General features: G+C 72.7%; 18 protein-coding genes. 8 read left to right on the forward strand and 10 right to left on the reverse strand.

The window, feature by feature from the left end; all coding sequences use genetic code 11:
• Positions 1-45: 45 nt before the first annotated feature.
• The 4 genes from ACN28G_RS21315 to ACN28G_RS21330 all read right to left on the reverse strand — a co-directional run bounded on the left by ACN28G_RS21315 (position 46) and on the right by ACN28G_RS21330 (position 3,900).
• A complete protein-coding gene (locus ACN28G_RS21315; RefSeq protein ID WP_091443429.1) occupies positions 46-723 on the reverse strand; it encodes a nucleoside/nucleotide kinase family protein in 678 nt (225 codons plus the stop codon).
• Positions 723-1,364 carry an SIMPL domain-containing protein gene (locus ACN28G_RS21320; RefSeq protein WP_091443432.1) on the reverse strand — a complete coding sequence of 214 codons (642 nt, stop codon included), beginning with the start codon at positions 1,362-1,364 and terminating at the stop codon, positions 723-725. The genes ACN28G_RS21315 and ACN28G_RS21320 overlap by 1 nt, the downstream gene beginning before the upstream one ends.
• Positions 1,365-1,710: 346 nt before the next feature.
• The gene (locus ACN28G_RS21325; RefSeq protein ID WP_421480952.1) at positions 1,711-2,778 is read right to left on the reverse strand and encodes a prephenate dehydrogenase; all 1,068 of its coding nucleotides are present in this window, start codon (positions 2,776-2,778) and stop codon (positions 1,711-1,713) included.
• Between the two features lie 147 nt (positions 2,779-2,925).
• The gene (locus ACN28G_RS21330; RefSeq protein WP_091443438.1) at positions 2,926-3,900 is read right to left on the reverse strand and encodes a hypothetical protein; all 975 of its coding nucleotides are present in this window, start codon (positions 3,898-3,900) and stop codon (positions 2,926-2,928) included.
• A 129-nt stretch (positions 3,901-4,029) separates the two neighbouring features.
• On the opposite strand from ACN28G_RS21330, the gene ACN28G_RS21335 reads away from it, so the two are divergent.
• Entirely contained in the window at positions 4,030-5,871 is a 1,842-nt protein-coding gene (locus ACN28G_RS21335) for a M48 family metallopeptidase (RefSeq protein WP_421480197.1), read from the forward strand.
• A 157-nt stretch (positions 5,872-6,028) separates the two neighbouring features.
• Here ACN28G_RS21335 and dapC read toward each other — a convergent pair whose 3' ends face one another.
• The gene (gene dapC, locus ACN28G_RS21340; RefSeq protein WP_421480953.1) at positions 6,029-7,135 is read right to left on the reverse strand and encodes a succinyldiaminopimelate transaminase; all 1,107 of its coding nucleotides are present in this window, start codon (positions 7,133-7,135) and stop codon (positions 6,029-6,031) included.
• A complete protein-coding gene (gene fdxA / locus ACN28G_RS21345) occupies positions 7,132-7,458 on the reverse strand; it encodes a ferredoxin (protein WP_030490464.1) in 327 nt (108 codons plus the stop codon). Before fdxA ends, dapC begins: the two co-directional genes overlap by 4 nt.
• Positions 7,459-7,537: 79 nt before the next feature.
• Between fdxA and ACN28G_RS21350 the strand changes: the two genes are divergently transcribed.
• Positions 7,538-8,512, forward strand: coding sequence for a GNAT family N-acetyltransferase (locus tag ACN28G_RS21350; protein WP_421480198.1), 975 nt, complete (start codon positions 7,538-7,540; stop codon positions 8,510-8,512).
• Positions 8,513-8,559: 47 nt separating this feature from the next.
• On the opposite strand, the gene ACN28G_RS21355 is transcribed toward ACN28G_RS21350, so the two are convergent.
• From ACN28G_RS21355 to mshB, 3 genes are all read right to left on the reverse strand, one after another.
• Positions 8,560-9,027: a hypothetical protein gene (locus ACN28G_RS21355; protein WP_421480199.1), complete on the reverse strand. Its 468-nt coding sequence runs from the start codon at positions 9,025-9,027 to the stop codon at positions 8,560-8,562.
• 100 nt (positions 9,028-9,127) lie between these two features.
• Positions 9,128-9,598 carry a hypothetical protein gene (locus tag ACN28G_RS21360; RefSeq protein WP_421480954.1) on the reverse strand — a complete coding sequence of 157 codons (471 nt, stop codon included), beginning with the start codon at positions 9,596-9,598 and terminating at the stop codon, positions 9,128-9,130.
• 17 nt (positions 9,599-9,615) lie between these two features.
• Positions 9,616-10,584 carry an N-acetyl-1-D-myo-inositol-2-amino-2-deoxy-alpha-D-glucopyranoside deacetylase gene (mshB, locus tag ACN28G_RS21365; protein ID WP_091443454.1) on the reverse strand — a complete coding sequence of 323 codons (969 nt, stop codon included), beginning with the start codon at positions 10,582-10,584 and terminating at the stop codon, positions 9,616-9,618.
• Positions 10,585-10,669: 85 nt separating this feature from the next.
• Here mshB and ACN28G_RS21370 point away from each other — a divergent pair, with 85 nt between their 5' ends.
• The 5 genes from ACN28G_RS21370 (at position 10,670) to ACN28G_RS21390 (ending at position 17,761) form a co-directional block, all read left to right on the forward strand.
• Positions 10,670-12,811, forward strand: a complete 2,142-nt coding sequence (locus ACN28G_RS21370) for a prolyl oligopeptidase family serine peptidase (RefSeq protein ID WP_421480200.1) — start codon at positions 10,670-10,672, stop codon at positions 12,809-12,811.
• Between the two features lie 240 nt (positions 12,812-13,051).
• Positions 13,052-13,600 (forward strand): Uma2 family endonuclease, encoded by a 549-nt coding sequence (locus ACN28G_RS21375; protein ID WP_421480955.1) that lies wholly within the window; start codon positions 13,052-13,054, stop codon positions 13,598-13,600.
• Positions 13,601-13,915: 315 nt separating this feature from the next.
• Complete coding sequence (locus ACN28G_RS21380; protein ID WP_421480201.1) at positions 13,916-14,722, forward strand: hypothetical protein; 807 nt, start codon at positions 13,916-13,918, stop codon at positions 14,720-14,722.
• 8 nt (positions 14,723-14,730) lie between these two features.
• The gene (locus tag ACN28G_RS21385) at positions 14,731-16,656 is read left to right on the forward strand and encodes a fumarate reductase/succinate dehydrogenase flavoprotein subunit (RefSeq protein ID WP_421480202.1); all 1,926 of its coding nucleotides are present in this window, start codon (positions 14,731-14,733) and stop codon (positions 16,654-16,656) included.
• Positions 16,657-16,660: 4 nt separating this feature from the next.
• Positions 16,661-17,761: a succinate dehydrogenase/fumarate reductase iron-sulfur subunit gene (locus tag ACN28G_RS21390; protein ID WP_421480203.1), complete on the forward strand. Its 1,101-nt coding sequence runs from the start codon at positions 16,661-16,663 to the stop codon at positions 17,759-17,761.
• Between the two features lie 167 nt (positions 17,762-17,928).
• Here ACN28G_RS21390 and ACN28G_RS21395 read toward each other — a convergent pair whose 3' ends face one another.
• Positions 17,929-18,372, reverse strand: a complete 444-nt coding sequence (locus tag ACN28G_RS21395; RefSeq protein ID WP_091443470.1) for a (deoxy)nucleoside triphosphate pyrophosphohydrolase — start codon at positions 18,370-18,372, stop codon at positions 17,929-17,931.
• A gap of 183 nt (positions 18,373-18,555) precedes the next feature.
• Here ACN28G_RS21395 and ACN28G_RS21400 point away from each other — a divergent pair, with 183 nt between their 5' ends.
• Positions 18,556-18,864, forward strand: a complete 309-nt coding sequence (locus tag ACN28G_RS21400; protein ID WP_421480204.1) for a 4a-hydroxytetrahydrobiopterin dehydratase — start codon at positions 18,556-18,558, stop codon at positions 18,862-18,864.
• Positions 18,865-18,868: the final 4 nt, after the last annotated feature.

Raw genomic sequence — 18,868 nt, forward strand, 5'->3', positions numbered from 1 at the left:
ACCGGGCCGACCGGGCTCAGTCCGGGTCCGTTCCGGTGGCCGGGCTCAGTCCGGTGGCGGGTCGGTCAGCCGGACCACCAGGTCGGCGCGGTCGGCGGTGCCGGCCACCCGGGCCGCGTTGGCCTCGTCGCTGCCCAACGCCCAGGCCCGCGCCTGCTCCGGCGACTGCCCGTACCCCAGGCGTCGGTCGATCAGCCGACGGTGCCGTACCTCGGCGTCCAGGTCGAGGAACCACGCCTCGTGCAGCAGCGACCGCACCTCGTCCCACGGCGGATCGGAGAGCAGCAGGTAGTTGCCCTCGGTGACCACCAACCGGACCTCCGGCGGCACCTCGATCGCCCCGGCGACCGGCTCCTCCAGGTCACGGCGGAAGGTCGGGGCGTACACCGCGGTCATCTCCAGGCGGCGGAGTCGGCGCAGCAGCGAGACGTACCCGTTGGCGTCGAAGGTGTCCGCCGCGCCCTTGCGTTCGGCTCGGCCGAGCCGCCGCAGCTCGACCTGGGCCAGGTGGAAGCCGTCCATCGGCACCAGCCGGGCGGTCGGGCCCAGCTCGGCAACGATCCGCTCGGCCAGGGTGGACTTGCCCGCCCCGGGGGCGCCGGCGATGCCGAGCAACTGACGGGGACCGGCCTCGGCGAGGGCCCGGGCCCGACCGACCAGCTCGGCGACGGTGTACGAGGGCGTCGGTGGCGGTGGCGGTGGCGGCGACGGAGGTGGCGGCATCAGTTCAGGACCGGCTCGCTGATGGTGAACCGGGCCTCCACGCTGGCCTGCACGGACTGCGGCTGCGGATCGAGATCCAGCTCCGGCCGGCCGTCCTCGACGGCACCACCCATGGTGAACGCCGCGCGGGTCATCATCGGCTGCGGGTTCAGCCCGCTGTCGGCCAGCTCGACCAGGGCGGTCACCCGCGCGCCGAGCGCCTCGGCGTACTCCCGGGCGCGGACCAGGGCGTCGGTGATCGCGGCGTGCCGGGCCTGCCGGTACACCGGGCTGTCCGGCCGCAGTGACCACCACGGGCCGGCCACCTCGATCTGGTCCTGGTCGGCCAGGCGCAACATCAGCTCACCGAGGGCGGTGAAGTCGGTGACCGTCACCGTCGTGGTGACCCGCCCCTGGTAGGCCACCACCCGCTCACCGGAGCGTTTCGTCAGCGGGTACACCTGCACCTCACCGGTCTCCCGGCGGTCGACGTCGGCCGAGTCGAGCAGCGCCCGCACGGCGGCGGCCCGCTCGGCGAGCCGGGTCAGGGTGGTCTCCCGGTCGCGGTCCCGGGCCGACGCGGTCACCCGGAACCGGGCCAACTCCGGAGCCACCTCCCGGTACGCCTCGCCGCGCACCGCCACCACCGGTCCATCCACCATCCCCCCACCCTAGGTGAAAGGAAGGGCCCCCTGTTAACGCCTTTGGTAGAGCGGGGAACCCTTCTCACACCCCGACACCGCCACCACAGTGGAGCCGGCGCACGCCGGGGGAAGCCGGCGCACCCCGTGGGAAGCCGGCGCACCCCGTGGGAAGCCGGCGCACCCCGTGGGAAGCCGGCGCCACCCCGTGGGAAGCCGGCGCCACGCCGTGGGAAGCCGGGGCCACGCCGTGGGAAGCCGGCGCACGCCGGGGGAAGCCGGCACGCCCGGGAGGTCAGGCCGTGGGAGCCGGTGCCACGCCGTCGGGAGCCGGCGCACGCCGGGGAAAGCCAGCACGCCCGGGAGGTCAGGCCGGCTGCGGCAGCCGGGCGTCGTAGGTCACCAGCGCGGCCTCGACCCGGCAGCCGGTGAGGTGCCCGCCCGCCGCACCCAGGCCGGTCAGGTAGGATAGCTCGGCGACCGGGTCGGCGTCGACCGGGAACTCCCGCCGCTGGCCGGTGAACGGGCAACCGGCCAGGGTCGTCCGGGCCGCCCGGGCCTCGTCGTACCGGGCGGTGAGGGTGCCGGCGTCCCCGGCGGTCAGCGCGTCGGCGAGCTCGTCGAGGAAGGCCCGGACGGCGGCCAGCTCGGCCAGTACCCGCTCCCGGTTGCCGAGCAGCATGTTCGCCGTCCGCCCGGGTGGGCTGCCGGCCACCCGGGTGCCGTCGCGGAAGCTGCCGGCGGCCAGCGCGAGCACCGCGTCGCCCAGCTCTGCCCGGTGCGCCGCACCCGCCAGCGCGCCGGCCACCAGATGGGGTACGTGCGAGCAGAGCGCCACCACCGAGTCGTGCTGCCCCGCCGTCATCGGCACCACCCGGGACCGGAACACGTCCCGCAGCAGCCCGGCGAGCCACCGGAACGCCGGCAGTCCCGGGCCCGTCGGGCAGAGCACCCAGGCGGCGTCGGCGAACAACCCGGGTACGGCCGAGGTGAGCCCGGCCCGGTCGGTACCGGCCATCGGATGCCCGGCCACGAACCGGTGCCCCAGCGCGTGCCGCTCGGCGAAGTCCGCCAGCTCCGCCTTGGTGCTGCCGACGTCGGTGAGCACGCAGCGGTCGCCGGCCACCCGGGCCACCCGCAGCAGGGTGTCGGCGAGGGTGGGCAGCGGCCCGCAGAGGAAGACCACGTCGCGGTCGACCACCGCCTCGTCGAGCCGGTCGGGGCAGACCACCCCCTGCGTACGGAGCTGCTCCCGGGTCGCCGGGTCCGGATCCCAACCGGCCACGTCGAGACCGGCATGGCCCAGCCCGAGCAGGACCGAGCCGCCGATCAGCCCGGTACCGACAACCGCCGCCCGGACCGGACCGTCAGACGGTTGCGTACCGTGATGTGCCGCTCGGCGCGGGGGCGATGATCCCGGCTCGTCCACCGGCAGAGGATATCTCCCTCGGTAGGGCTCCTCCCCGCCCAGCCGCGAGCCAGCCGCCCAGCCGCGAGCCCGCAGGCCGGCCGCTAGCCCGCAGGCCCCGCGAGCCCGCAGGCCCCGCGAGCCCGCCTCCAGCCGGGAGCCCGACGGGCGCGGTCAGTCCTCCGCGCCCACCCGGTCCCGCTGGGCGAGGAACGAGCCGACCGGATCGCTGGAGTGGTACTGCCACGGGAAGGGCGTCACCAGGTCGCCGATCACCTCGAACTGCTCGGCGGCCGAGGAGAGGTCACCGGCCATGGCGAAGGCCATCGCGAAGGCGTTGTGCACGTTGGGCCAGCCGGGCCGGCGCCGGTAGTCGGGGTGCCGCACGGAGTGGTCGGCGGCCGCATTCAACTCAGCCAGCACCTCCGGCTGGCCGATGTAGTCGGCGTCCTCGCCGATCGGCAGGTCGACCCACATCTCCAGGTGCGCGACCATGACCAGCTTGCCCAGGGTGGAGCCGGCGGGCGCCTTCGCCGCCGCGCCTCGGGCGAACTCGAACATCTCCTCGTGGCTGCCGGACCACTTGCGGCAGAGGTACTGCAGCATCGCCTCGTGGGCGACCCGGTGCCACGGGTACCGTTCGACCACCGCGTCGAAGCGCCGCCGAGCCTCCGCCGGATCGACCTGCCGGCCCCGGGCCGACTGGACCAGGAGGGCTCGGGCGGTGACGTCCTCCGGATCCCGGTCGACCACCTCGTCCAGGCAGTTCTCGGCGAACTTGAGCCCCTTGTGAAACTCGCGGAACTGCTCCTGGCTGGTCTGCGCCGCTCGGGCCGAACCCCGGGCCTGGCCGGCCCGGTGCAACGCGTGTGCCCCCTTGACCAGCATCGGCAGGGTCGACCGGGGCTCGGCGTCGATCCACTCGCCGATCCAGTCCTGCACCCCGTCGACCTGGGCGACGACCCCGAGGCAGAACGCCCGGTCATCCGGGTCGGTGACCGGGGTGAGCAGGTCCCGGGCGGTGGGCCAGTCCCGCAGCTCGAAGGCCGCGATCAACGCCTCGGCGGTCGGATCGCCCTGGGCCGGATCGATCGACAACGCGGGGCTCTCCTGCTGCTCCTGCCGGGCCCGGCGCCGGAACGGCCACATGGTTCGTCCTCTCCACCATCGGTCGGTGGTCTCCGATCGACTGAACGGAGGGTTGCCGACAAAAGATCCACATCGTACTGTCCGTCAGCCATCCGCAGGAACCGGGTGGATCACGGGGAAGGACAACACATGGCTGCGACGTACCGGGCGCTCGCCTCCGTACTGATGCTTGTCGGTTTCTATCTGGTCGCGCTGCTGCAACTCGCGGTCGTCGTGGCCGCTTTCGGGTGGCTGACCCGGGAGCGCTCCGGCCTCTTCGCCACCAACGTGCTGTGGCCGCTGATCGCCGCGCTGGGTGCGGTGGTCGTCGGCCTGTGGCGGTCCCTGCGGACCAGGGACGAGCCCCTGCCCGGACTGGTCCTGACCGAGCAGGACGCGCCGCAGCTCTGGGCGACCGTGCGGGAGCTGGCCGACGCGGTGGCCACCCGGGCGCCCGACGAGATCCGGCTGGTGCCCGAGGTGAACGCGGCGGTCACCGAGCAGACCCGACTGTTGGGGCTCGTCGGTGGCCGGCGGACCCTGCTGGTGGGTATGCCGCTGCTCCAGGCCATGCGGGTCGACCAGCTTCGCTCGGTGCTCGCCCACGAGCTGGGTCACTTCTCCGGCCGGCACACCCGTCTGGGCGGGGTGGCGTACCGGGGACGGTTGGCCATCGGGACGACCATCAACCGGATCGGCCGGTGGAACCCGATCGGCATGGTCTTCCGGGGGTACGCCCGGCTCTACCTGCTGGTCGACAACGCCGCCTCGCGGCGTCAGGAGCTGGAAGCCGACCGGGCCTCGGTGCTGCTGGCCGGGCCGGAGGCGGCGACCTCCGCGCTGCGCAGCCTGCCGGCGATCGACGCCGCCTGGTCGTTCTACACGCAACGGTACGTTGAGTCGGGCTGGTCGGCCGGGCTCGCCCCGGACGACCTCTTCGGCGGCTTCGGGCAGTTGCTCGCCGCCCGGCAGGAGGAGATCGACCGGCTGCGGGAGGAGGCCCCGGAGGGCTCCGCCTCCCGGTGGGACACCCACCCGCCGATCGGCATCCGGGTCGCGGCCATGGCCGACGCCCCGGCCGGCGGGGCCGCGCCGGACGACCGCCCCGCCGGGGTACTGCTCGCCGACGTCGACGCGGCGGGTCGGGCCCTGCAGGCGGCGGTGGTCGAGCACGGCGACCGCACCCTGCTGCCCTGGCCGGAGTTCATCGCCGCGACGCTGGCCGCCTCGGTGCAGCACCGGGCCGACACCTTCTACCGGGCCGCCGGTCGGTTCACCGGCACCACGGAGCCCGGTCTGCCGACCGTGCTGGAGCTGGTCCGTGAGAACCGGCTCGGCGAGTTCGCCGAGCAGTTCTTCGACGACGCCACCCGCAAGGAGGCGGCACAGCGGTTCGCCGGTCCGCTGGAGACGCTGCTGATCAACGCCGCGATCCGCTCCGGGCGGGCCCGCTGGCAGCTGTCGTGGAGCGCCCCGGCCGAACTGGTCGGGGTCGACGGCGAGCCGCTGGACCTCGCCGAGGCCGCCAAGCTGGCGGTGTCGCCGCAGACCCTGGACGAGGCGTTGGCCCGGCTGACGGCACTCGGCATCGACCCAAGCGCGGCGACGGTGGTGCAGACCCGGGCCACCGGACGCAATGCCGGCCTGATCGGCGGGATGGCCAACGTCAAGTTGGACGGGCAGAAGCACGACCTGCTGATCCTCGACCGTGGTCTGGTTCTGGTCGGTAACCCGGGTTCGTCCGACGAGGGCAAGGAACGCCTGCGACGGCTGGCCGGTTCGACGACGTTGGAGGAGCTGGCCCAGAGCCACACCTTCGTACCGTTCGAGGAGGTCACCGGGGTCGAGGTGACCCGGGAGGTGCCGCTGAAGGCCACCCTGACGCTGCACGACGGACGGGCCGTGACGCTGCACGAGTCCTTCACCGGCGACCTGTTGGAGCCGAAGAGCCGGGACACCCTGCTGGAGGTCTTCAGGTCGCTCGACGACTGACCGCCCCCGCCGGTGGTGGCCCGGTCGGCGAACCGACCGGGCCACCACCGGTCACGAAGACGTCCCCGCCGGCATCCGGCTGGGCTGGCCCCCGCCGGCATCCGGCTGGTTAGCAGGGGACCCCTCTCGACCGTATGCGTTAAGAGGGGGCCCTTCCTTACCCGCTGAGGCGGTTGGTGACGGCGGCGACGTGCGCGTCGGAGGCGGTCAGCGCAACCCGGACGTGCTGGTTGCCCCCTGGGCCGTAGAACGCCCCGGCGGCGACCAGGATGCCCCGTCGGGCCAGCCAGTCGACGGTCTGCCAGCAGTCCTCACCCCGGGTCAGCCAGAGGTAGAGGCCGGCCTCGGAGTGCTCGATGGTGAAGCCGGCGGCGGTGAACGCGGCGGCCAGCGTCTCCCGGCGGGCCCGGTACCGCTCGCGCTGCTCGTCGGCGTGGGCCTGGTCACCGAGGGCGGCGACCATGGCGGCCTGCACCGGCGCGGGCACGATCATGCCGGCGTGCTTGCGCACCTTGAGCAGCTCGGCGACGAGCGCCGGGTCACCGGCGACCAGTCCGGCCCGGTAGCCGGCCAGGTTGGAACGCTTGGACAGCGAGTGCACCGCGAGGATGCCCTCGTACGACCCGCCGCAGACCTCCGGCGAGAGCACCGACACCGGCTCGGCCGTCCAGCCCAGCGGCAGGTAGCACTCGTCGCTGGCCACCACGGCACCGCGCTCCCGGGCCCAGTCGACCACCTTGCGCAGGTGGGCCGCCGGCAGCACCTGACCGGTCGGGTTGGCTGGCGAGTTCACCCAGACCAGACGTACCCGGCTGGTGGGCCCGACCGAGGTCAGCGAGTCGGCCCGCACGCTGGTGGCCCCGGCCAGCCGCACCCCGTCGTCGTACGTCGGGTAGCAGACCGAGGGGATCACCACGACGTCGCCGGGCCCGATCCCGAGCAGGGTCGGCAGCCAGGCCACCAACTCCTTCGAGCCGATGGTGGGCAGCACGCCGAGACCGTCGACACCGGCCCCGCAGGACCGGGCCACCCAGGCCGACATGGCCTGGCGCAGCCCGACGGTGCCGGCGGTCAACGGGTACCCGGGGGCGTCGGACGCGTCGGCCAGCGCCTGCCGGATCACCGGGGGCACCGGGTCGACCGGCGTACCCATGGAGAGGTTGATCGGCCCCCCGGGATACGCCGCGGCCAGGCTGGCCGCGGCGTCCAGGGTGTCCCAGGTGAACTCGGGCAGCCGCGCCGACAGCGGCGTGGGCCGGCTCAGTGGCCCTCTCCACGTGGCGGCTGGGCGGCGACGAAGGTGGCGTCCTTCTCCACCTTGCCGACCTTCGAGGCGCCGCCGGGCGAGCCGAGGTCCTCGAAGAACTCGTAGTTCGCCCCGGTGTAGTCCTTCCACTGCTCCGGTACGTCATCCTCGTAGAAGATCGCCTCCACCGGGCAGACCGGCTCACAGGCACCGCAGTCGACGCACTCGTCAGGGTGGATGTAGAGCATCCGGTTTCCCTCGTAGATGCAGTCGACCGGGCATTCTTCGATGCATGCCTTGTCGAGCACATCCACGCAGGGCTCGGCGATGATGTAGGTCACCGGTCTTCTCCTCCGCAAGACACGCCGCGATCACCCGCGACGGTTAGAGCCTAGTATCTCGCCGGGGAGGGGGTCGATCGTGCTCCGACAGCAGGATGTGGGATACCGGATCGTGGTCCGCCGGATTGTGGGGATTCGCGAGGGCCGGCCGCTCTTCTCCGACGCGCTCGGCGACCTGGTCGAGCTGACCGAGACCCATCTCACGATGACCACCGCCCGGGGCCGGCTGCGGATCCCGCTCACCGAGGTGCACCGGGCCAAACGGGTGCCGCCGACCCGCCGGCCGACCGCCGCCGCCGTGGTCGCCCTGGAACTCGCCGCCGACGAGGCCTGGCCGGCACCGGTACGCGGGCGGCTCGGCGACTGGCTGCTGCGCAGCGCCGACGGTTGGAGCGGGCGGGCCAACTCCGCGCTGCCGGTCGGCGACCCGGACCGTCCGCTACCGGCCGCCGTCGACGCGGTCGAACACTGGTACGCCCAGCGGGGCCGGCCGGCGCTTGTCAACACGCCGCTGCCGCTGGCCGCGCCGGTCGCCGCCGAGCTGGACGCCCGGGGCTGGACGGCCCGCCCGCCGGTGCTGGTGCAGACCGCCGAGCTGGCCCCCGGCCCGCCCTGGACGGCGCCGGCCGGGCAGCGGGACCGGCCGCCGGTGGAGTTGACCGGGACGCCGTCGGACGACTGGCTCGCCGTCGCCACCGACCGCAAGGGCGGCCTGCCACCGGCCGCCCGGCACGTGCTCACCGCCGTGGACCAGGTCCGCTTCGCCCACGGGTACGCCGACGGCACGCTGGTCGCGATCGGCCGGGGCACGATCACCGGTTCGGGCCGGTGGCTGGGGCTCAGTCTGATCGAGGTACTGCCCTCGGCCCGTCGGCAGGGGCTGGCCGGCCAGGTGATCCGGGCGTTCGCCGACTGGGCCCGGGCCAGCCGGGCGACGCACGCCTTCCTCCAGGTCGAGCAGCACAACGCGGCGGCGGTGAACCTCTACCGGCAGTTCGGGTTCACCACCCACCACACCTACCTGACCCGCGTCGCTCCCGCCCTCGGCGGCTAGCCGGGTGGGTCAGCGGCGCTCCCGCCCTCGGCGGCTGGCCGGGTGGGTCAGCGGCGGACGACCCGGCGGGGTTTGGCGTTGCCCCGCTCGGCGTACCGCTTGAGCTGCTGGGAACGGTGGTCCCGGCCCAGTGCGGTGAGCACCAGGTAGCCGACCAGCGTCCCGGCGCCGCTGGCGGCCAGGTAGAGCCAGATCTGCGCGAAGAACGTGCCGGCCCCGTTGGCGAACGGGTTGTTGCCGACCAGCAGCGGACCGACCAGGACGGTCAACAGCAGGGCGACCAGTACGGCAGCGGCCAGGTCGGCACCCCACCGGGCCACCGGACGGTCCCGGCCCCAGTGGAAGGCCAGCCCGGCGAGGATCACCCCGATCACCAGGAACATGCCCAGCGAGACGCGGTCGGCGGCGGCGCTCTGGTCACCGTCGACGCCGAACTCGATCACCAGCCGGGCGACCACGTTGACCGCGAACAGGGTTCCCGCGAGCGCACCGACTGTGCGCCACCGCTCGTTCATCGCACGCCTCCAGTCGTATCACCCGCCCGGTGGCGGGTTCCTGGCTGGAATGTCTACCACCTGGGCCGGGCTCCCGTCAGCACCTCGCCGCCCGCTCGGCTCAGCGCGGTGCGGCCGGGGCCGACGGCGGTGGCGGAGCCGAGGGCGGCGGTGGGGCGAGGATCTGCCGGAAACCCATCACCGCGAACGTCATCGCACCCGCCACGATCATCGCCAGGCCGACCCAGTTCTCCGCGGCCAGCAGCAGGTCACCCTCGGCGGTCCGGACCGCCGCCACCGACATGATCACGAACCACGGGGTCGCGGGCAGCACCACCGCCCAACGCCGGCCGACGGTGTCGTGGGCGAACCAGCTCAGCGCGATGTTGGCCGCGATGGCCACCAGCACCGACACCCCGATCAGGTGACCACCCACCCGAACCGCCGAGAGCAGCAGCTCCAGGATCGCGGTGAGCACCGCGGCGACCACCGCGACCGTCCCGCCCGCCACCCGCAGCGCGAGGTCGGCCCGCCGCGCCCAGCGGCCGGGTGGGGGCGGCGGGGCGGTGTCGTCCTGGTCGGTGGGGGCCATCGGCGCGGCGGGCAGGGTCACCGTTGGCCGACCGCCGGCACCACGGCGGACTCGGCGTCGTCCGGCCCGCGCTGCGCGCCGGCCTCCGTCGGGCCGGCCGCGTCGTCCGGGGCCAGGCCGGCGAAGAGATCGTCCTCCCAGCCGTACCGGCCGGTGCCCGACCCCTTCTCCCCCACCGCCAGGGTGAAGTACTCCACGCCCATGAACTCGGCGCCGAAGTTCCCGGCGATCGAGTAGAGCCAGGAGGTGGCCGGGATCTGGGTGGCGTGCGCCCGCATCGCCGCCTCCTTCGCGGCGTGCTGCTCGGTGGCGTCGACGCAGGCGGCGATCTGCTGGTCCGGAGTACCGAAGGGCAGCTCGGAGAGGTCGGTGATGCCGGCGAACGGGTTGTCCGACGCCTCGGCGAAGTGGGTCAGCCCGGCCTCCAGCACGCTGCGCGGCATCGCCGTCCAGTACACCTTCGCCGGGGCGATGCCCTCGGCGGCGGCCAGCTCGTGGGCGCGCATCGCGACCCGGTGCGCCTGGATGTGGTCCGGGTGCCCGTAGAAGCCGTTCTCGTCATAGGTGATCATGACCTGGGGGCGTACCTCGCGGATGATCTCCAGCAGGTGGCCGGCGGCGACGTCGAGGTCTGCCTGCCAGAAGGCCCGGGGGTGCTCGTTGGTCTCCAGGCCCATCATCCCGGAGTCGCGGTAGCGGCCCGCGCCGCCGAGGAACCGGTGGTCGGTGACGCCGAGCGCCGCGCAGGCCCCGGCCAGCTCCCCGATCCGGTACCCGCCGAGCTGGTCGGCCCGGTCGGCGGCGAGCTCGGCCAGCTCCGGCACGTGGATCTCACCCTCCTCGCCGAGGGTGCAGGTCACGAGGGTGACGTGCGCCCCGGTCGCGGCGTAGTGCGCCATCGTCGCGCCCGTACCGATGGACTCGTCGTCGGGATGCGCGTGGACCAGCAGGAGCCGGCGGGCGGGCAGCGTCGTCACGACGGTCACTCTAACCGGCGGTTCCGGGCCACCGTCGGGACGCGTCCGTCGCAGGTCCGCCACATCACCGCCGGGGCGGCTCTACGATCGCCCTGTGGACTATCCGGAGCTGGCCGCCCGTACCCGTAGCTTCAGCAACGGTGCGCCGCGGGCCGTCTCGGTGACCGGCGACGGCGCCCGGGTGGTCTTCCTGCGCTCGGCCGGCCCGGAGGATCCCGCCGACGCCCTCTGGCTGCTCGACGTCGACTCGGGCACGGAACGGCTGGTGGCCGAGCCGGCGCGGTTGCTCGGTCCGGACGCCGATCTCGGACAGATCTCCCCGGGCGAGCGGGCGATGCGGGAACGGCGGCGTCTCGACGCCGCCGGCATCGGCTCGTACGCGCTGGACAACGCCGGCCGGGTGGCCGCCTTCGCCCTCGCCGGTCGGCTGTTCCGGGCCGACCTGGTGCACGGCGACGTGGTCGAGGTGGCCACCGCCGGCCCGGTGCTCGACCCGCGCCCCGACCCCACCGGACAACGACTGGCGTACGTCACCGACGCCGCCGACGGGGTCCGCCGGGGCGAGCTGCGGGTGGTCGAGACCGACGGCACGGACGTCCTGCTGGCCGGCGAGGACGCCGGGGTGACCTGGGGGTTGGCCGAGCACATCGGCGCCGAGGAGTTCCACCGGTTCCGGGGCTACTGGTGGAGCCCGGACGGCCGGTCGATGCTCGCCGCCCGGGTCGACGAATCCCGGCTGCCCCGCTGGTACCTGCACGACCCCGCCCACCCGCAGACCCCGCCGACCCCGGTCGCGTACCCGGTCTCGGGTGGCCGCAACGCCGAGGTGAGTCTGCACCTGCTCGACCTCGACGGGGGCTGGGTGGACGTGCACTGGGACCGGGAGACCTACCCGTACCTGACCTCGGTGGTCTGGGCCGACGGCGGACCGCTGCTCACCGTGCTGCGCCGTACCCAGCAACACGGTCTGGTGCTCGCCGTCGACCCGCGTACCGGCGAGACCCAGGTGCACGCGGAGCTGGCCGACCCACGCTGGGTGGAGCCGATCCCGGGCACCCCGGCCCACCTGCCCGACGGGCGGGTGCTGGTCGGTGGCGAGCTGGCCCACGACGGGTACGACGCCCGGTGCCTCTTCGCCGACGGCACCCTGCTCACCCCGCCCTCGCTCTACGTACGCCGGGTGGTGGGGCGGCTGCCCGGCGAACACGCCCCACCTGACCTGCTGGTCGAGGCGAGCGACTCCGAGCCGAGCCAGCGGCACCTGTACCGGGTCCGGACGGTGATCGGCGGCGGGGTGGACGCCCGCCGGATCACCACCGACCCGGGCTGGCACAGCGCGGTCGTCGGCGGGAACGTGCTGGTGGTCGGGGCCACCGGGCTGGACCATCCGGGCACCCGCTGGACGGTGTGGCAGGGCGACCGGGAAGTCGCGGTGCTGCGGTCGTCGGCCGCCACGCCGCCGTACGCGCCCCGCCCGGTGCTGGAGCGGGTGACCGACCGGCGGCTACCCACCGCGGTGCTCTACCCGGGCTCGCACGTGGCCGGCCGCCGGCTCCCGGTGCTGCTCGACGTCTACGGCGGGCCGGGACACCAGGAGGTGGTCGCCGCCCGGGCGGCCTGGCTGGAGCGGCAGTGGTGGGCCGACGCCGGCTTCGCAGTGGTCACCGTGGACAACCGGGGTACGCCGGGCGTGGCCCCCTCGTTCGAGAAGGCGGTCCACCGACGGCTCGCCGACGTGGTCCTCACCGACCAGGTCGACGCGCTCACCGCCCTCGCCGGCAAGCACCCCGACCTGGACCTGGACCGGGTGGCGGTGCGCGGCTGGTCGTTCGGGGGCTGGCTGGCCGCCCTGGCGGTGCTGCGGCACCCGGAGCTGTTCCGGTGCGGGATCGTGGGCGCGCCGGTGACCGACTGGGCGCTGTACAACACCGCGTACACCGAGCGGTACCTGGGCCCGCCCGAGGACGGCCCAGACGTGTACGCCCACCACTCGCTGGTGGAGCTGGCCGCCGACCCGGTCGGCGACCCGGCCGAGGCCCGGCCGCTGCTGCTGATCCACGGACTGGCCGACGACAACGTGGTGGCCGCACACACCCTGCGGCTCTCCGCCGCCCTGCTGGCCACCGGCCGGCCGCACGCGGTGCTGCCACTGCCCGGCGCCACCCACCAGGCCGCCGGCGGACTCACCCAACGCCTGCTCCACCAGGAACTCACCTTCCTCCACACCCACCTGTAAGGAAGGGCCCCCTGTTAACGCTTTCGGTAGAGAAGGGTCCCCTTCTTACCGACCGGCCAGCGCGGGGCGGGCCAGCGCGGGGCGGGCCAGCGCGGCGTGGGGTGGGGTGGGGCGGCGCGGGGTGGGGTGGGGTGGGGCGGCGTGGGGTGGGGCGGCGCGGGGCGGGGTGGCCGCATGTGGGGTGCGACGATCGGGGTGGTCGGGCCGGGAACATCTCGCGGGACCGAGGAGGGGGTGACCATGAACGTGGCGGCGTACGAGCACGACGGACCGTGGACCGATGAGGAGTACATCGCCCTCGGCGAGACGTCGCAACGCGTCGAACTCTTCGACGGGAGCCTCCACGTGACCCCAGCCCCCACCCCCCGCCACCAGCGGATCTCCCGAAAGCTCGGGAACCTGCTGGAGGCTGCCGCCGAGCCCGCCGGCCTGGATCTGCTGGAGGCGGTGAACGTCCGGTTACGTCCCGGCCGGGTGGTCATCCCCGACCTGGTGATGGCCCGCATCATCGACTTCGACGAGGTGTACGTCGAGGCGGCTGACGTACGGCTGGTGTGCGAGATCGTCGCACCCGGCAACGCGACCACCGACCGGGTGCTCAAGATGCACTACCACGCCGCCGCGGGCATCGACTGGTACCTGCTGGTCGAGCAGGCGACCGGGGTGCTGCGGCTGTACCGCCGGCGCAACCGGCACTTCGTCGAGGACTCGACAGGCAAGCCGGGCGACCCGCTGACCCTGGTCGATCCGGTACGGGTGAGCGTCGACCCGGCGGATCTGCTCCCGTAAATACCCGCCGGGCTTCGTTTCTGCCCCTACGGAGGCCCCGGTTCGGCGTAACGTAGGTCACTACTTGGCTGGTGGTCGATGCAGGCCCCGGCACGACTTGGCGTGCACACACCAGGGCGGTTCGGTGTGCGTACACCAGGGCGGTTGGGTGGGTGCGGACCGGCGCGGCCTGGTCCGCGTGGACCGGGGCGGCCTGCGTGGAACGAGGCGGCCTGGTGTGTGCAGGAACGCGGCAGCGGGTGCGGGTTTCCGGGTCCGGCTGTCCGGCAGGGACGTGATCCGTTGCCCGCGAGGGCCCCGTCAGGGAGAGACACGATGACTTCGACGGCAACGAGACCGCGGGGGGCGCGGGCCCGCGCCGCCATCGCGGCCCGCACGTTGCGGACCGACCGCTGGTGGTTCCCACCGCTGATCACCGTGGTCCTGCTCAGCGCCTGGCTGGCGTACGGGACCGTGCGGATCTTCATGCACAAGTGGTACTGGGTGGCGGAGTACCACTACCTCACGCCGTTCTACTCGCCCTGCATCACCGACCGGTGCGTGCCGGAGGCCTCGCACTTCGGGCAGTTCCTCCCCGGCTGGTGGATCATCCCGGACGCCGCGCTGACCCTGCCGCTGCTGCTGCTGTTCCGGTTGACCTGCTACTACTACCGTAAGGCGTACTACCGGTCGTTCTGGTTGTCGCCACCGGCCTGCGCGGTGCCGGACGGGCACCAGAGCTACTCCGGTGAGACCCGCTTCCCGCTGCTCGGCCAGAACGCGCACCGGTACTTCTTCTACATCGCCGTGCTGATCTCGTTGATCAACACCTGGGACGCCGTGCTGGCCTTCCACTCCCCCGAGGGCTTCGGGTTCGGCCTGGGCAACCTCATCCTGGTCGGCAACGTGACCATGCTCTGGGCGTACACGATCTCCTGCCACTCATGCCGGCACATCGTCGGCGGCCGGTTGAGGCACTTCTCGAAGCATCCGGTGCGGTACAAGGCGTGGACCGGGGTGTCCTGGCTGAACGTACGGCACATGCAGCTCGCCTGGATCACCCTCGGCACCCTGGTGGTGACCGATTTCTACATCATGGCGCTGGCTGCCGGCTGGTTCTCCGACCTGCGGTTCATCAACTAGAGGGCGACATGACCACTACCGACACCAGCACCACTCGCATCGAACGACACCACTACGACGTCGTGGTCATCGGGGCCGGCGGGGCCGGGCTGCGCGCGGCGATCGAGGCCCGGCTGGCCGGCCGGAAGACCGCGATCATCTCGAAGTCGCTCTTCGGCAAGGCGCACACCGTGATGGCCGAGGGCGGCGCGGCGGCGGCGATGGGGAACGTGAACAGCCGGGACAGCTGGCAGGTGCACTTCCGCGACACCATGCGCGGCGGCAAGTTCCTCAACAACTTCCGGATGGCCGAGCTGCACGCCAAGGAGTCGCCGCAGCGGATCTGGGAGCTGGAGACGTACGGCGCGCTCTTCGACCGGACGAAGGACGGCAAGATCTCCCAGCGTAACTTCGGCGGGCACGAGTACCCGCGACTGGCGCACGTGGGCGACCGGACGGGCCTGGAGCTGATCCGTACCCTCCAGCAGAAGATCGTCTCGCTGCAGCAGGAGGACCGGCGGCAGTTCGGCAGCTACGACGCCCGGATCAAGGTCTTCTCCGAGACCACCGTCACCGAGCTGCTGCTCGACGGCGACCGGATCGCCGGGGCGTTCGGCTACTACCGGGAGTCCGGCGAGTTCGTCCTCTTCGAGGCCCCGGCGGTGGTGCTGGCCACCGGCGGCGTCGGCCGGTCCTACAAGGTCACCTCGAACTCCTGGGAGTACACCGGCGACGGGCACGCCCTGGCGCTGCGGGCCGGGGCGACGCTGATCAACATGGAGTTCCTGCAGTTCCATCCGACCGGCATGGTCTGGCCGCCGTCGGTGAAGGGCATCCTGGTCACCGAGAGCGTCCGGGGCGACGGCGGGGTCCTGAAGAACTCCGACGGCAGGCGGTTCATGTTCGACTACGTCCCCGACGTCTTCCGCAAGCAGTACGCGGAGACCGAGCAGGAGGCGGACCGCTGGTACACCGACCCGGACAACAACCGGCGTCCGCCCGAGCTGCTCCCCCGCGACGAGGTCGCCCGCGCGATCAACAGCGAGGTCAAGGCCGGCCGGGGTACGCCCGCCGGCGGCGTCTTCCTGGACATCGCCTCCCGGCGTCCGGCCGAGGAGATCCGTCGCCGCCTGCCGTCGATGTACCACCAGTTCAAGGAGCTGGCCGACGTCGACATCACCGCCGAGCCGATGGAGGTCGGGCCGACCTGTCACTACGTGATGGGTGGCGTCGAGGTGGACCCGGACACGGCCGCCGCGTACGGGCAGGTACGCGGGCTCTTCGCCGCCGGTGAGGTCTCCGGCGGGATGCACGGGTCGAACCGGCTGGGCGGCAACTCCCTGTCGGACCTGTTGGTCTTCGGCAAGCGGGCGGGCGGACACGCGGCCTCGTACGTCGAGGGTCTGGGAGCCCGGCCGAAGATCGCGGTGAGCGCGGTCGAGGTCGCGGTGGAGACGGCGTTGGCGCCGTTGCAGCGCGACACCGGGGAGAGCCCGTACACCCTGCAGCAGGACCTGCAGGCGGTGATGGGTGACCTGGTGGGGATCATCCGCCGGGAGCACGAGCTGGAGGACGCCCTGCGCCGGCTGGGCGAGCTGCGGGAGCGGGTGGCCAAGGTCAGCGCGGTCGGCGGCCGGCGCTACAACCCCGGCTGGCACCTGGCGCTGGACCTGCGCAACATGCTGGTGGTCTCGGAGTGCACCGCGCTGGCGGCGTTGGAACGCCGGGAGTCCCGGGGCGGGCACACCCGGGAGGACTTCCCGACGATGGAGCCGGCCTGGCGTCGGGTGAACCTGGTCTGCTCGCTCGACGGCGACACGGTACGGCTGGTGCACAAGCCGTTGCCGGCGATGCGGCCGGAGCTGGTCGACCTCTTCGACCCCGCCGAGCTGGCCAAGTACCTGACCGACGAGGAGTTGGCCGACGTCGACGCCCGCGCGGAGAAGGAGAGCTGACGACATGGGCGAACAGAACTCCCCCACCACCGGTACGCCGGGCGGGAAGCGACAGTTCCGGATCTGGCGGGGTGACGCCGGCGGCGGCGAGCTGACCGACTACCAGGTGGAGGTGAACGAGGGCGAGGTGGTCCTCGACGTGATCCACCGCCTGCAGGCCACCGACGCGCCGGATCTGGCCTGCCGGTGGAACTGCAAGGCCGGCAAGTGCGGTTCCTGCTCGATGGAGATCAACGGCAAGCCGCGGCTGGGCTGCATGACCCGGATGTCGACGTTCGGCGACGACGAGACCGTCACGGTCACCCCGTTGCGGACCTTCCCGATCATCCGGGACCTGGTCACCGACGTGTCGTTCAACTACGACAAGGCCCGGGAGACGCCGGCCTTCGCGCCGCCGGCCGACGTGGCTCCGGGTGACTACCGGATGCAGCAGGTGGACGTGGAGCGCTCGCAGGAGTTCCGCAAGTGCATCGAGTGCTTCCTGTGCCAGACGGTCTGCCACGTGATCCGCGACCACGAGGAGAACAAGCACGCCTTCGCCGGGCCCCGGTACTTCATCCGCGCCGCCGAGCTGGACATGCACCCCCTGGACACCCTGGGTGACCGCAAGGAGTACGCGCAGGCGGAGCAGGGCCTCGGCTTCTGCAACATCACCAAGTGCTGCACCGAGGTCTGCCCCGAGCACATCAAGATCACCGACAACGCGATCATCCCCATGAAGGAACGGGTCGTCGATCGCAGGTACGATCCCCTCGTATGGCTCGGTAACAAGATCTTTCGGAGGGGTCAGGTGCCTCAGACCAGCGTGACCAGCTCACCGCACGGCGGTGCCGTCCACTCCAGCGCGGAGCACGGCGGCGTGCACTCGCACGCGGGGGGCTCGCACGACCCGCAGGCCGAGGCGCAGGCGCAGCAGGGCGTCAACTGGCACCGCGAGGTGCCCCGACCGACCGCCCCGCCGGTCGACGACAACGGCAAGCTGCCGCTGACCGAGCTCACCTTCGACCGGGCCGCCGCGCCGTCGCCGTTCGGTGACGACGTAACGTTCCCGATCCCGCCGGAGCACCTCAACTTCGCCCACCCGAAGCAGGACGAACAGTACTGATCCGGACAACCCGGGGGCCGCGGCACACGCCGTCGGCCCCCGTGCCGTTTGCGGCCGGCAGCCTCGTGCCGTTTGTGGCCGGGCAGCTGGCAGCCTCGTGCCGTTTTCGGTCGCGAGGCGCGGTTCTGCGGTCGAGAGGCGCGGATTGACGGCCGAGCGGCCGGCGGTCAGCGGCCGGTCGCCAGGAGTGGGCGGAGGGCTTCGACGATGGGGGCATCGGCGGGCAGCCAGGTGACCGTGTCCAGCTCGGCGGCGGAGAGCCAGCGCATCGCCGAGTGCTCCAGCGCCTTCGGTTCGTCGCCGTACAACAGGCGGGCGGCATACACTTTCAGTACGCTCCGACCGTGGGCCATCCGGACGTTCCGACCCACCCGGTCGCCGATCTCGACCCGTACGGCGAGCTCCTCGGCGCACTCGCGGACCAGCGCCGCGGTCTCGCTCTCGCCCGGCTCGACCTTGCCACCGGGAAACTCCCACATCCCGGCGACCTCGGGCGGCGCGGTGCGGGCACAGGCGAGCACCCGCCCGTCGTGGATGATCGCCGCACCCACGACGACCTTCGGGCTCCGCCGCTCGGGCTGGCCGCTCGCACTGATCCGTTCGGTCCGCACGGGCGTCCAGCGTGCCAGATCAATAGGCGGTTTGGGTACCGTAGCCAGCCGCTCGTTCAGTAGATGAGGCAATTGTGGGCGTGGACACACCCGCCAAACGACGACAGACTAGTAGGCACAGACAAGACACGGGTGGGCGACGATTTGGCCACAAGCCGGCAACGACGCCTGGGAGGTGCGGTGATGCGTGTGCTGTTCAGCGGCCGGGCGAAGCGCGACTACCTCAGTGACGCGCTCACCCTGCTGTCCGGGTGGACCCGCGAGGGTGAGCAGATCCGCCGCACGCTGGTGATGGACGACGCCCAGCACGCGGCCCTGACCGAGCGGGTCAAGGTCGTCTCGGACGCGCTGCACCTGCGTCCGGAGATCAGCCGCCGGGCCGACGAGACGCAGATCTGCGTCGGGCACCCCGACGACCAGCCGTTGTCCGAGGGTGAGGTCCTGCTGGCCGCCCGCATCGAGGACGCGTACCGCGCCGTCACCGCGCCCTGAGCAT

Source organism: Micromonospora sp. WMMA1923 (assembly GCF_049179195.1).
GTDB lineage: Bacteria > Actinomycetota > Actinomycetes > Mycobacteriales > Micromonosporaceae > Micromonospora > Micromonospora yangpuensis.

Coding starts and splice junctions, on each gene's coding strand:
- ACN28G_RS21315 (WP_091443429.1), bottom strand. CDS start 723: ATGCCGCCACCTCCGTCGCCGCCACCGCCACCGCCACCGACGCCCTCG.
- ACN28G_RS21320 (WP_091443432.1), bottom strand. CDS start 1,364: ATGGTGGATGGACCGGTGGTGGCGGTGCGCGGCGAGGCGTACCGGGAG.
- ACN28G_RS21330 (WP_091443438.1), bottom strand. CDS start 3,900: ATGTGGCCGTTCCGGCGCCGGGCCCGGCAGGAGCAGCAGGAGAGCCCC.
- ACN28G_RS21335 (WP_421480197.1), top strand. CDS start 4,030: ATGGCTGCGACGTACCGGGCGCTCGCCTCCGTACTGATGCTTGTCGGT.
- ACN28G_RS21355 (WP_421480199.1), bottom strand. CDS start 9,027: ATGAACGAGCGGTGGCGCACAGTCGGTGCGCTCGCGGGAACCCTGTTC.
- ACN28G_RS21360 (WP_421480954.1), bottom strand. CDS start 9,598: ATGGCCCCCACCGACCAGGACGACACCGCCCCGCCGCCCCCACCCGGC.
- ACN28G_RS21375 (WP_421480955.1), top strand. CDS start 13,052: ATGAACGTGGCGGCGTACGAGCACGACGGACCGTGGACCGATGAGGAG.
- ACN28G_RS21380 (WP_421480201.1), top strand. CDS start 13,916: ATGACTTCGACGGCAACGAGACCGCGGGGGGCGCGGGCCCGCGCCGCC.
- ACN28G_RS21385 (WP_421480202.1), top strand. CDS start 14,731: ATGACCACTACCGACACCAGCACCACTCGCATCGAACGACACCACTAC.
- ACN28G_RS21390 (WP_421480203.1), top strand. CDS start 16,661: ATGGGCGAACAGAACTCCCCCACCACCGGTACGCCGGGCGGGAAGCGA.
- ACN28G_RS21400 (WP_421480204.1), top strand. CDS start 18,556: ATGCGTGTGCTGTTCAGCGGCCGGGCGAAGCGCGACTACCTCAGTGAC.